This is a genomic window from Streptococcus sp. GP0011, from assembly GCF_030546305.1.
Classification (GTDB): Bacteria; Bacillota; Bacilli; order Lactobacillales; family Streptococcaceae; genus Streptococcus.
On record NZ_JAUONR010000001.1, the window covers coordinates 1 to 12,718 of the forward strand.

At 39.3% G+C, this 12,718-nt stretch carries 11 protein-coding genes; 9 read left to right on the forward strand and 2 right to left on the reverse strand.

Annotation, left to right across the window (positions count from 1 at the left end):
- The 3 genes from Q4443_RS00005 to Q4443_RS00015 form a co-directional block, all read left to right on the forward strand.
- Window positions 1-552 (forward strand): prealbumin-like fold domain-containing protein (locus Q4443_RS00005; RefSeq protein ID WP_303407811.1); only part of this gene is annotated, 552 nt, incomplete at its 5' end.
- A gap of 592 nt (window positions 553-1,144) precedes the next feature.
- Window positions 1,145-4,513: a Cna B-type domain-containing protein gene (locus Q4443_RS00010; protein WP_303407812.1), complete on the forward strand. Its 3,369-nt coding sequence runs from the start codon at window positions 1,145-1,147 to the stop codon at window positions 4,511-4,513.
- Window positions 4,514-4,720: 207 nt separating this feature from the next.
- Window positions 4,721-5,461: a class I SAM-dependent methyltransferase gene (locus Q4443_RS00015; protein WP_303407813.1), complete on the forward strand. Its 741-nt coding sequence runs from the start codon at window positions 4,721-4,723 to the stop codon at window positions 5,459-5,461.
- 81 nt (window positions 5,462-5,542) lie between these two features.
- Here the strand turns inward: Q4443_RS00015 and Q4443_RS00020 are convergent, their stop codons facing one another.
- Entirely contained in the window at window positions 5,543-5,902 is a 360-nt protein-coding gene (locus Q4443_RS00020) for a DUF3397 domain-containing protein (protein WP_000525394.1), read from the reverse strand.
- Between the two features lie 91 nt (window positions 5,903-5,993).
- On the opposite strand from Q4443_RS00020, the gene Q4443_RS00025 reads away from it, so the two are divergent.
- From Q4443_RS00025 to Q4443_RS00045, 5 genes are read left to right on the forward strand one after another with little or no spacing between them, the layout of a single operon-like run.
- Complete coding sequence (locus tag Q4443_RS00025) at window positions 5,994-6,950, forward strand: TIGR01212 family radical SAM protein (RefSeq protein ID WP_049519269.1); 957 nt, start codon at window positions 5,994-5,996, stop codon at window positions 6,948-6,950.
- Window positions 6,934-7,491: a class I SAM-dependent methyltransferase gene (locus Q4443_RS00030; protein ID WP_049519271.1), complete on the forward strand. Its 558-nt coding sequence runs from the start codon at window positions 6,934-6,936 to the stop codon at window positions 7,489-7,491. Before Q4443_RS00025 ends, Q4443_RS00030 begins: the two co-directional genes overlap by 17 nt.
- The gene (locus tag Q4443_RS00035) at window positions 7,484-7,738 is read left to right on the forward strand and encodes a hypothetical protein (RefSeq protein WP_000361094.1); all 255 of its coding nucleotides are present in this window, start codon (window positions 7,484-7,486) and stop codon (window positions 7,736-7,738) included. The genes Q4443_RS00030 and Q4443_RS00035 overlap by 8 nt, the downstream gene beginning before the upstream one ends.
- A gap of 11 nt (window positions 7,739-7,749) precedes the next feature.
- On the forward strand, window positions 7,750-9,804 hold the full coding sequence (locus Q4443_RS00040) for a sodium:proton antiporter (protein ID WP_303407814.1): 2,055 nt from the start codon (window positions 7,750-7,752) through the stop codon (window positions 9,802-9,804).
- Between the two features lie 29 nt (window positions 9,805-9,833).
- Window positions 9,834-10,694 carry a YihY/virulence factor BrkB family protein gene (locus Q4443_RS00045; RefSeq protein ID WP_254725532.1) on the forward strand — a complete coding sequence of 287 codons (861 nt, stop codon included), beginning with the start codon at window positions 9,834-9,836 and terminating at the stop codon, window positions 10,692-10,694.
- A gap of 69 nt (window positions 10,695-10,763) precedes the next feature.
- Here the strand turns inward: Q4443_RS00045 and queA are convergent, their stop codons facing one another.
- Complete coding sequence (queA, locus tag Q4443_RS00050; RefSeq protein WP_303407885.1) at window positions 10,764-11,792, reverse strand: tRNA preQ1(34) S-adenosylmethionine ribosyltransferase-isomerase QueA; 1,029 nt, start codon at window positions 11,790-11,792, stop codon at window positions 10,764-10,766.
- A gap of 150 nt (window positions 11,793-11,942) precedes the next feature.
- Between queA and Q4443_RS00055 the strand changes: the two genes are divergently transcribed.
- The gene (locus Q4443_RS00055) at window positions 11,943-12,650 is read left to right on the forward strand and encodes a glucosamine-6-phosphate deaminase (protein WP_000864600.1); all 708 of its coding nucleotides are present in this window, start codon (window positions 11,943-11,945) and stop codon (window positions 12,648-12,650) included.
- Window positions 12,651-12,718 lie beyond the last annotated feature (68 nt).

Genomic DNA, 12,718 nt, shown 5'->3' on the forward strand with positions numbered 1-12,718 from the left:
ACTGACGGAACAGTAGAAGTAACCAATGTCGGCGAGAAAGACTCTAAGGGTGAAGACAACAAGGTCGTAACCAACGGTTCAACTGTTACAGTAACGGATAAAGACGATGACCTTCCACGTAAGATTACCTTTAGCAAGGTAAATCTAGCGGGTGAAGAAATCGCGGGTGCAAAAATCCAAATTTTCCGAGGAGAAAAAGTTGCAGGTAATCCTGTGGCTGAATGGACTTCAAAAGCCAATCAATCACATGTACTTGATTTGACTCCGGGAGTATATACTTTCCATGAAGAAGCCGCTCCAACTGGATACTTAGCAGTAACAGATATTACATTCCAAGTTAACTACGACGGAACTGTAACAGTGGTAAATGCTAGTGGAAATCAGGTTGAGTTCAAGGATGGTAAGTTAGTAGTAACGGACCAAACTGAACCAGAAAATCCTAACCTACCAAACACTGGAAGTGAATCTGGACAAGCTGCATTAGCAGCAGGTTTAGCTCTTCTAGCTTTAGGTGCAGGTCTTGTAGCAACTAAACGAAGAAAAGAAGACTAATCTCATTTAGTAGCCAATAAGTACAGTAAAGAAAGATCAGGGATAACCCCCTGGTCTTTTTTTATGGTTCAGAATAATGAAATATGCTAAATTAAACTATTTATCAGGATGGGATATGACTATTACTAGATTTCTTCTGAGTTTTACTTATATAAAATAGTTTGGATAATTATTAAGGTGTATCAAACTTATAAATAAATGGAATGTTTTGTGCAATGTTTCTTTCTGTTTGTTTAAAAGAGAAGTTGTTCGTATGTGTACACTATACTTAAAGAAACTTCAGTCTGATGAAAGAATTAGTTTTTATGGCAGTAATTTTACACTGTGTCAATATTTTCAAAAGGCAATAACCTCATAATATTACAAAAAAAGTTAATTTTGTTTTATAATGAAATTGAAGGAGGTTTCTATATTAAAAATAGAACAAATATGATAAATATTGCACTTATATATAGTTATGATATATGTTAATATGATGCAACTTATTCAATAACCCTCATGGATTTCAACGAATTCGAAAGGAGATGAGTGTTGAGATTTTATAATCATAGTTTGTCGGTTTAATGTTTTCGGTAATTTAGAAAGGAAGATTATGAAGAACAAGAAATTCTGGTTACCCATCCTAACTTCTCTGGCCTGTTTGCTAGGGATAATCTTTGCTCCAAATTCAGTTCAAGCAAAGGAACTGAAGAACGTTATCAGTAATATTGGAATTTGGGAGGTTGATAATGGTAAGTTTATAAAACCAGATGCGAATGGTGTTTATACACTTTCTCCTGAACATCATAACTACTCAAATTATAAATTCACTGTTGATTACGATTTGAGCGCCTATGATGGTAAATTAGAGGACGGTGATACCTTTACCTTTACTGTTCCGAGCCCTTTAACTGTTAGAAATGAAACTTTTGATTTAAAAGATAGGGAAACAGATCTCGTTATCGGAGAAACTCAAATTGTATCAAACGGGGATAATAATGGTGGTAAGGCAACTATTACATTAAAAAATCTGAAAACCTATCTTGAGAAAAAAGGTGGCTATCAAGTCCAAAACGTTAAAGGGAATTTCTTTGTTGGTTTTAGTTCTAAAAATGAATTAAGCAATGAAACGCTTCGTTTTGATAAAACGGAAACCATAAATGAAATCACCCATCAAATCAAGGTTAAAAAAGGTGATACGGCTGATTATTCTGAAGGAATCGGTCGAGCTAATTTCAATAAATATCATGGTTTGATTTACAAAGAGGATTGGACATCAAAGGCTCTAAATAAGAGTGGAAAATACTTACACAGCTGGTATGTTCGTGTTAATCCGAAACAAGCAGCCTATAATAAAATTGAAATTCATGACTGGGTAGATCCAAACGCTTCGCCAATGCAGATGATCCCTGAAACATTTAGCGTCACGGCAGGTTGGTATGATCAATATTATTATTTGAAAGATGAAATGGTTTTAGAAGCTGGTAAGGATTACCAAGTAAAATGGAATGATTCTTACACAGAATTTACTTTAACAATTAACAATGCATCTTCAATTCTTGCGAAGAACGGTAAACCAGCAGCATTTCGAATTAATTATAAAACAAGTGCTCCAGCTGATGGCACGCAAGTCCAAAACAATGCTGAAATGAAGGGTGATGACCAGATTCTAACATATGACGACTATAGTAATAAGACAGTCGTTAAGCAAATCGGAAACTCAGTCGTTGCTTCTGGTGGTACAATTCAGTTAGAAACTGGTTACCGTATCATTCTTTACAAGGTCGACGAGCTGACTCATGACCGTCTAAAAGGAGCAAAATTTAAGATTACTCCTCCGGCAGGTGCTACGGCTAAAGAGGAAATTGTAACGACAAATGATGACGGAATTGCTGAGTCATCTATTTACTCAGAAAGTGATATCAAGAAAGGGAACTTTACAGTAACCGAGATTGAAGCTCCTGAGGGATATGAGTTGAATTCTACTCCATTTGAGATGACTGTTGGACAAGATGGAGCTATCAAAACAGTTACAAATAAACGTAGCAAAGCTAAAGTTAAGATTAAAGCTAATAAAAAACTTACAGGTCGTGAGTTGAAGGCTGAAGAGTTTGAATTCACTTTAACAGACCAAGATGGTAAGGTGAAAGAAACTGTGAAGAATGACAAAGACGGAAACATTGCTTTCTCAGAATTGGAATTTGACAAAGCAGGGACTTATACCTTTAAAATTGCTGAAAAAGTTGGCAGTGATACAAGCATCAAGTACGATACTAAAACTGTTACGGCTACAGTTACTGTTACTGTAATAGATAAGGGCAAAGGTGCACTTGAAGCAACTGTTTCTTACGATGACGAAAAAGCTTTCGAGAATACTTACACTCCAACAAAAACGGAAGTTCCTGTGAAGAAAGTATGGAAGGACGAGAACAACCAAGATGGTAAACGCCCATCTTCTGTCACAGTTAAATTGCTTGCGGATGGTCAAGATACTGGTAAGACACTTGAGCTCAATGCCGCAAACGGTTGGGCTGGAAGCTTCAAAGACCTTGATGCTGATAAAGGCGGCACACCTATCCAGTACACGGTAGTAGAAGTAACTGTTGCTGGTTACACTTCTGAAGTTACTGGTGATGCTGCATCTGGATTCACTATCACAAATAGCTATTCACCAGAAACAGTTGATGTAAAAGCAACTAAGAACTGGGATGACGCTAATAACCAAGACGGCAAACGTCCTACTAAGATTACAATCAATCTTTTAGCAGACGGTCAGAAAGTTGATTCGAAAGAAGTTCAAGCAGCCGCAGACGGAACTTGGACTGTCGAATTCACGAAATTAGCAAAATATAAAACTGGAAAAGAAATCAAATACACTGTAACAGAGGAAGCCGTAGCAGAATACGAATCAACTATTACAGACTTTACAATCACAAACAAATATGCTCCTAAAGAAATTGACTACAAGGTAACAAAAGTATGGAAGGATGCGAACAACCAAGACGGCAAACGTCCTGAGTCCGTAACCGTTCAACTTTTCAAATCTGTAGATGGATCTAAACCAGTAGCCGTTGAAGGTAAGAAATTGACCTTGACAGCTAAGGATAAGACAGACGATAACACTTGGGTAGCATCCTTCACAAAACTTCCACAATACGAAGCTGGTAAAGAAATCACATACTCTATCGAAGAAGTGGATGTACCAGCTGGTTATGAATCCTCTGTGACTGGTCAAGTAGTGACAAATACCTATAACCCAGAAACAGTTGTTCTTTCAGGAACTAAGGTTTGGAAAGATAACAACAACCAAGACGGTAAACGTACAACATCAGTGAAAGTTCAAATTCTTAACGGAGAAAAAGTTGTTCAAGAAATTGAAGTTTCAGAAAAAACTGGCTGGAAGTTCGAATCTAAAAAACTTCCTAAGTATGAGAATGGTAAAGAAATCAAGTATACTGTCAAAGAAACTGCTATGACAGAATACAAAGCAACCATCACTACAGATAAGGATGGCAAGTACACCATTACCAACGAACATACTCCAGAGAAAACAGCTGTAAAAGGTCATAAGATCTGGAAAGATGAAGATAACAAAGATGGCATCCGTCCAGCATCTATCACCGTAAAACTTCTTGCAGATGGTAAGGAAACTGGTCAGACAGCTACAGTGTCAGAAACAAGTGGCTGGACTTATGAGTTTACAGGTCTTGATCGTTATCGAGAAGGTAAGGAGATTACCTACACTGTTGAAGAAGTGAATGTTCCAGATGGTTATACAGCTTCAGTAGAAGGTTACAACATTACAAATACACACACTCCTGAAAAACCAACACCTGGCAAACCAAATGAACCAGGTAAACCTAAAAAAGGTGGGGAATTGCCTAATACAGGAAGCGAGTCTAACCAAGTGGCTCTAGCAGCTGGAATCGCCCTTCTTGGATTGGGAACAGGATTCTTGGCAAGACGCAAAAAAGAAGATTAAGTTTTTTAAACGGTATCTTTCACGAAATTTTGCAACACAGTTTAAAAGTGAAAACAAGTGTCAATGGAAATTGGCACTTGTTTTTTTTGTAACTAACCCTGGTTCTACTACCAGATACAAGTGGATAGTTGCCACTTACTAAAAAGCTATTGTTTTTGCGATGAATTCCACTATAATAGGTGACAAATAGAAAAGGAGATGTTACATATGATTGAAACAAGATTACAAGATAAATTGAAGCCAGGTTTGGAGGTAGAAAATTTTCAAAAAGATGGGGCTATCTATCTATCTCTTAATCCAGATTATTTATCTGGAGATAATGCTAAATACATGACCATGTATAACCGTATGGCTCGCTGGTACGATATGAGTGAGAAATGGATAGGACCACTTCTCCATGGCAAGGCAATTGATAAGTTGAGAAGGGATCTGATGGAGGAAATAGAATGGAAAGATAATTTATCTGTTCTTTATGTCTCTATCGGGACTAGTCAAGACCTACGTTATATTCCTGAGACAATCGACCTGAAAAGTTTAGACTTTGTAGGGGTAGATATTTCTATCAGTATGCTTAAAAAATGCCAGAAATCTTGTGCTAAAAAGACCAATTTGCAACTTTTCCATGCTTGCGCGGAGGATCTACCCTTTGCGGATAATAGTTTTGACATTGTCTACCATATTGGCGGAATCAATTTTTTCAATGATAAGGCCAAGGCTATGCAGGAAATGCTACGAGTAGCGAAGCCAGGGACTAAGATTTTAATTGCAGATGAGACGGCTGACTATGTGGATCAGCAATATAAGAAAAATCATTTTAGTAAGGATTATTTTAAAGATGCTACTGTTGACTTGAGTGAAATTGAGAATGCTGTTCCAAGCGAAGTTAAGGAAAAGGAAATGAAACTTCTTTGGGATGGCAAATTCTACGCCTTGACATTTAGGAAATAAGAAAAAGTATCTTGGTAGAGCTTAGAAAGTAAGTATGAAGATAAAAACATTCCCTTAGACAGCTGTCTGAGGGAATATTTTTTATGGGAGCATCATCAATTCGACAATCATAGCTATGTAGATGATTAAGGTAAGGAGAAAACCGGCTCTCCAGAAGAATTTGATGAATTTAGGATAATAAAAACTTCGTTTTTTGACAAGGAAAAAGACTACAAGGAGGATTGCTAGGAGAGAAAGTGCGACTCCAAGTCGCGGTAGAAAGTTGTGGGTAAAGGCTTTAGCAGTGATCAGATAGTACTCGAATACCAAAAGTGGAAAAGCTAGATCCGCGAAATTAAATCCTATTTTCCTAAGTCCGAAAAGCTTGGTGACAATAAAGCAAACCACCAAGGTTAATATCAATAATAAAATAGATGCTATTTTCATTAAAATCATACCCATATTGTATCATAAAAAAACGCTAAAGGAAATGAGAAACAAGGGAATTTGTTGGAAAGTCAGGCTTTTGAGATTGTAGGTGTTTTTTGTTATAATGAAAGTTATGAAATCTTATAATACCTTGAATGATTATTATCGAAAACTTTTTGGAGAAAAGACTTTCAAAGTTCCTATTGATGCGGGATTTGACTGTCCAAATCGTGATGGAACTGTAGCTCATGGTGGTTGTACTTTTTGTACGGTTTCAGGTTCTGGAGATGCCATCGTGGCACCGGATGCTCCTATTCGTGAGCAATTTTATAAGGAAATTGACTTTATGCACCGCAAGTGGCCAGATGTTCAGAAGTACTTGGTTTATTTCCAAAACTTTACCAACACCCATGAAAAGGTGGAAGTGATTCGAGAACGTTACGAGCAGGCTATAAATGAGCCAGGTGTAGTAGGAATCAATATCGGAACGCGCCCAGACTGTTTACCCGATGAAACCATCGAATATTTGGCTGCGTTGTCGGAACGCATGCATGTGACGGTAGAATTGGGCTTACAGACTACTTTTGAAGCAACCTCTGACCTGATTAACCGTGCCCATTCTTATGAATTGTATGTTGAAACTGTAAAACGCTTGAGAAAATATCCCAAGATTGAAATTGTTTCCCATTTGATTAACGGTCTTCCTGGGGAAACCCATGAGATGATGGTTGAAAATGTCCGTCGCTGTGTTACAGATAATGATATTCAAGGAATTAAACTGCACTTGCTTCACCTCATGACCAATACACGGATGCAGCGAGATTACCACGAAGGACGTTTGCAACTGATGAGTCAGGACGAGTATGTCAAGGTCATTTGTGACCAGTTGGAAATCATTCCCAAGCATATCGTCATCCATCGAATTACAGGAGATGCACCGAGAGATATGTTGATTGGTCCTATGTGGAGCCTCAATAAATGGGAAGTGCTAAATGCTATTGAAACTGAGATGCGCCGTCGTGGAAGTGTGCAAGGATGCAAGGCTGTAAAACAGGAGTTTAAAAATGAAAAGACCACTTGAGATGGCACATGATTTTTTGGCTGAGGTTGTGACAAAAGAGGATATTGTAGTGGATGCGACCATGGGTAATGGCCACGATACCCTTTTTTTAGCCAAGCTAGCCAAGCAAGTCTATGCCTTTGATATCCAGGAGCAGGCTTTGGAGAAGACGCAAGAGCGTTTGGATCAGGCTGGAATGACAAATGCCCAGTTAATCTTGAAAGGTCACGAGACACTAGACCAGTTTGTGACAGAAGCTAAGGCAGGGATTTTTAATCTTGGTTATTTACCTTCTGCTGACAAGTCCGTCATCACCCAACCTCAGACTACTATCAAAGCCTTAGAAAAGCTATGTCACTTGCTTGTCAAAGGAGGACGGATTGCCATTATGATCTACTATGGTCATGAAGGAGGAGATACTGAGAGGGATGCTGTATTGGATTTTGTTAGCCAGTTGAACCAACAAGAGTATACAGCTGCCATTTATCGGACTCTCAACCAAGTTAATAATCCACCGTTTTTAGTTATGATTGAAAAATTAGAAGGGTACAGACATGGATAAACAATACCTTCGTGAGAAGCTTGAGGCAATGCGCCAAAATTTTGTCGAGTCAACGCATCACGAGCGAGCAGTCGGGGTGCTCGACGAAGCACATATGAGCAAAAAGATGCTTAAAATCAAGAAAAAATTAGTGGCTCTTGAAATGGAACGATGCCAGAAAAAAATTGAGCACAAAGACTGTTCTAAGATTGATCAGAAAATCCAAGAGCAAAAGGAGATTTTTGAATCTTGTTGTAAAAAAGATTAAGGAGGAATTGTGTGGAATTACTCATTTACTTGATTCTATTTTTATTTGTCTTAATCATTTCAACCACGACTAATAAACTTCTCCCTTTTTTGCCCCTTCCTCTTGTACAAATTCTTTTGGGGATTGGGATTGGCTTATTTGTTCCTGATGCGGACTTTCATCTCAATACAGAGCTGTTTCTGGCCATGGTTATTGGTCCCTTACTTTTCCGGGAGGCAGAAGAAGCGGATATTACGTCCATTTTGAAGCACTGGCGGATTGTCGTTTTTCTGATTTTTCCTGTGATTTTTATCTCGACTTTAAGCTTGGGGGGCATGGCTCACTTCCTTTGGATGACTCTTCCTTTGGCGGCCTGTTTAGCAGTTGGAGCGGCACTTGGGCCAACAGATTTGGTTGCCTTCGCATCTCTTTCTGAACGTTTTCGTTTTCCCAAACGGGTTTCTAATATCCTAAAAGGGGAAGGACTCTTAAATGACGCTTCTGGTTTGGTTGCCTTTCAGATGGCTCTGGCTGCTTGGACAACAGGAACCTTTTCTCTAAGCCAAGCTGGGACTTCCCTAGCACTTTCTATCCTTGGTGGTTTTGTAGTCGGTTTTGTGACGGCTATGGTCAATCGTTTTTTGCATAGCTTTTTACTGAGTGTGCGAGCGATAGATATAGCCAGTGAACTATTGCTAGAGCTAAGTTTGCCACTCATGACCTTTTTCATCGCAGAAGAGTTTCATGTTTCAGGGATTATCGCAGTAGTGGTTGCAGGTATTTTGAAGGCTAGTCGATTCAAAAAAATTACGCTCCTTGAGGCTCAGGTAGACACCGTGACGGAGACCGTCTGGCATACCGTGACCTTTATGCTAAATGGATCAGTCTTTGTTCTCTTGGGAATGGAATTAGAGTTGATAGCAGAGCCAATTTTGTCTAATTCTCTCTACAATCCCCTTCTTTTACTGCTTTCAGTTGTCGTTCTGACCTTCATACTTTTTGCGATCCGCTTTGTCATGATTGCTGGTTTTTACTTTGTGAGGACGCGTCGACTTAAGAAAAAAATTCATAAGTACATGAAAGATATGCTTCTTTTGACCTTCTCTGGTGTCAAAGGGACAGTATCTATCGCGACCATTCTCCTCATACCAAGTCATTTGGAGCAGGAGTATCCTCTGTTGCTCTTTCTCGTAGCAGGCGTTACACTATTAAGCTTTCTAACAGGTTTACTGGTTCTCCCTCACTTATCTGAGGAACAAGAGGAAAGCAAGGACCATTTGATGCATATTGCGATTTTGAATGATGTAGCTGCAGAATTAGAAAAAGAACTGGACCATCACAAGAATAAACTTCCTCTTTATGCAGCTATTGATAACTATCATGGTCGGATTGAAAACCTCATCCTTAGTCAGGAAAATAAAAGAGTCCAAGAGGACTGGGAGTCTCTCAAGCTTCTTATCTTGAGTATTGAGAGTGACGGTTTGGAGCAAGCCTACGAAGAAAATAGAATCAGCGAGCGTGGCTATCGAGTTTACCAACGTTACCTAAAAAACATGGAGCAGAGTATCAATCGGAATTTCGCTTCTAGAGTGACTTATTATTTCCTAGTTTCCTTACGGATACTGCGCTTTCTACTCCATGAAATGTTTACCTTTGGCAAAACTTTCCGTAGTTGGATGAACGAAGAATCTCATAAACTACTAGCAGTTGACTATGATCAGATTTCAGAGTTGTATTTGGAAAATACAGAGCTGATTATCGAGAGTTTGGAAAACCTCAAAGGGGTTTACAAGAGTTCTCTGATTAGTTTTATGCAAGAGTCTCGTCTACGCGAGACGGCCATTATCGGAAGCGGTGCCTTTGTTGAGCGGGTTATCAATCGCATCAAACCAAACAACATCGATGAAATGCTACGAGGCTACTATCTCGAACGTAAGGCAATCTTTGAATACGAAGAAGCTAAACTGATAACAGCCAAGTATGCCAAAAAACTACGACAAAATGTGAATAATTTAGAAAATTATTCTCTGAAAGAGGCTGCAAATACCTTGCCTTATGATATGCTAGATTTAATCAGAAGAACTTAGATGATGATGAAAATGACGGAGGATGAAACATGAAAAAGTGGTGGAAAGAGCTGATGAACAGGCCCTTATTGAAAGCTTTTTTGCATTATTATCAAGCATCTGATAGTGAGTTGACCAGTGTTGCGGTTGCCTACTATTGGTTGGTTTCAATCTTTCCTTTACTAATGATAATGGTCAATATCTTGCCTTATTTTCAGATTCCGGTCTCAAATTTCTTACTGACAATCAAGGAATTTTTGCCTGATACAGTGTATGATGTGGTCGCCAAGATTGTCCGAGAAGTTCTGACTCAACCATCAACTGGTTTGCTGAGTTTTGCCGTTTTATCTGCACTCTGGACCTTTTCGAAATCAATGGATTTCCTCCAAAAAGCTTTTAACAAAGCCTATGGAGTGACCAAAAGTCGAGGGATTATCTCCCATCAGTTGATGAGTTTGCTTGTTAGCCTCGGCTTGCAGATTCTTTTTGCCTTGGCCTTGTTTTTGAGTATGTTTGGTCGTATGTTGCTCAACCTCCTCAAAACTTACTGGCAATCAGATAGTCCGTTATTTTCCTACCTGCAAGATTTTACAGGCCCTCTGGTCTATGCCTTGATCTTTGCCATTCTAGTCATGATTTACTATTTCCTTCCAAAAGTAAAAGCACCACGAATCCGCTATGTTTTACCAGGAAGTGTCTTTGTTTTGCTAACTCTTATCGGTTTATTGAATATCTTTTCTGTCTATTTTAATAACTATGTCAATCACCTAGTGGATGTCCGATTTTTCAGTTCCATCATCGTGGTAGTCATGATGTTCTGGTTTATTCTTATTGCTAAGATTTTGATTATTGGAGCAGTTATCAATGCCAGTGTTCAAAGTTTGAAAGATCCAACCTTTACAATAAATTAACTAATAAAGTTATCCATTACAAAACGCATAGAATCAAATCTGATTCTATGCGTTTTTTGCTTATGAGAATTAATAGATAAACATGGCATCGCCGAAACTGAAGAAACGATAGTATTCTTGGATGGCATGGTGATAGGCATCTAGGACTAAGTCACGGCCTGCAAAGGCAGAAACCAACATGACGAGAGTTGATTTTGGCAGATGGAAGTTGGTTGAAAAAGCATCCACAACCTTCCAGTCGTAGCCTGGTTTGATAAAGATATTGGTCCAACCAGAATCTGCTTGGATTTGCCCATTAAACTTGGAACCGATGGTTTCCAGTGTGCGGATCGAAGTAGTTCCTACAGCGATGATGCGACCTCCATTTTCCTTAACAGAGCGAAGGGTGGCAGCTGCTTCCTCAGAAAGTTGATAGAATTCTGAGTGCATTTCATGCTCGTCCAGATTGTCCACAGAAACAGGTCTAAAAGTTCCTAAACCAACGTGGAGAGTCAAATAAACTAAATGGACACCCTTGGCTTGGATTTCTGCTAGCAGTTCTTTGGTGAAGTGGAGGCCAGCAGTCGGTGCAGCAGCAGAGCCACTTTCTTTAGCGTAGACCGTTTGATAGCGTTCACGGTCATCTAGTTTTTCGTGGATGTAGGGCGGTAGTGGCATTTCACCGAGACTTTCCAAGACTTCTAGAAAAATTCCTTGGTATTCAAAGCGGACAATGCGGCCCCCGTGGGTCAATTCTTCCGTGATGACAGCGCTGAGGCGACCATCACCAAAGTTGACACGAGAACCAACCTTGAGGCGTTTGGCAGGTTTGGCGAGAACCTCCCACTCATCTCCACTGGTATTTTTGAGTAGGAGAAGCTCCACATGGCCTCCAGTTTCTTCCTTTTGACCATAGAGGCGGGCAGGGAGAACACGGGTGTCATTCATGACAAGAGCATCACCAGGTTCCAGCATATCGATAATAGAGTGGAAGTGTTTATCCTTCATTTCTCCCGTTTCACGATTAACGATAAGGAGTTTGGAGGCATCTCGTTTTTCAAGGGGCGTTTGGGCAATTAATTCCTCTGGCAAGTGGAAATCAAAATCAGCAGTATTCATTTTTTTCATCATTCTTTCTAAGTTCTAATCTTATCCATTATAACACGTTTCAAGTTTGGGCGCTCTTTTTTTAGAAATTAAATCGTTTTCACTTGACAAAAATTGGTCTATACCATATAATGAATATAGATTAAAACGGAGGATGAAAAGATGAAAGTTATTAAAGTTGAAAATCAAGTTGAAGGTGGAAAAGTTGCTTTTGAGATTTTGAAGGAAAAATTGGCCAATGGTGCTCAAACATTAGGACTTGCGACAGGGAGCAGTCCGCTTGAGTTTTACAAGGAAATCGTTGAGAGTGACCTTGATTTTTCAAATCTAACCAGTGTAAACCTTGATGAGTATGTAGGACTTGACGGAGACAATCCTCAGTCTTACCGCCACTTTATGCAAGAACACTTATTCAACCAAAAACCATTTAAAGAAAGTTTCTTGCCTCGTGGGATTAAGGACAATGCTGAAGCTGAAGTAGAACGCTACAATCAAATTTTGGTTGACCATCCAGTTGATTTTCAAATCTTGGGAATCGGTCGCAATGGACATATCGGATTTAATGAGCCAGGAACTGCCTTTGATAGCCAGACACACCTTGTAGACCTAGACCAGTCTACAATTGAAGCCAATGCTCGCTTCTTTGACAAGATTGAAGACGTTCCAACTCAAGCCATCTCAATGGGGATTAAAAACATCTTGGATGCAAAGTCAATTATTCTCTTTGCTTATGGTGAGTCGAAAGCAGAGGCCATTGCTGGAACAGTATCAGGCCCAGTGACTGAGAATCTCCCAGCAAGTAGCCTACAAAACCACCCTGATGTGACTATTATTGCGGATGCTGAAGCGCTCAGCTTGCTTGAAAAGTAAAATGACAAGAACCACTTGCTCTTTGGAGTGAGTGGCTTTTTACTTCAATTGTTCACTATCCTGTTAAA

Coding starts and splice junctions, on each gene's coding strand:
- Q4443_RS00010 (WP_303407812.1), top strand. CDS start 1,145: ATGAAGAACAAGAAATTCTGGTTACCCATCCTAACTTCTCTGGCCTGT.
- Q4443_RS00015 (WP_303407813.1), top strand. CDS start 4,721: ATGATTGAAACAAGATTACAAGATAAATTGAAGCCAGGTTTGGAGGTA.
- Q4443_RS00020 (WP_000525394.1), bottom strand. CDS start 5,902: ATGGGTATGATTTTAATGAAAATAGCATCTATTTTATTATTGATATTA.
- Q4443_RS00025 (WP_049519269.1), top strand. CDS start 5,994: ATGAAAGTTATGAAATCTTATAATACCTTGAATGATTATTATCGAAAA.
- Q4443_RS00030 (WP_049519271.1), top strand. CDS start 6,934: ATGAAAAGACCACTTGAGATGGCACATGATTTTTTGGCTGAGGTTGTG.
- Q4443_RS00035 (WP_000361094.1), top strand. CDS start 7,484: ATGGATAAACAATACCTTCGTGAGAAGCTTGAGGCAATGCGCCAAAAT.
- Q4443_RS00045 (WP_254725532.1), top strand. CDS start 9,834: ATGAAAAAGTGGTGGAAAGAGCTGATGAACAGGCCCTTATTGAAAGCT.
- queA (WP_303407885.1), bottom strand. CDS start 11,792: ATGAATACTGCTGATTTTGATTTCCACTTGCCAGAGGAATTAATTGCC.
- Q4443_RS00055 (WP_000864600.1), top strand. CDS start 11,943: ATGAAAGTTATTAAAGTTGAAAATCAAGTTGAAGGTGGAAAAGTTGCT.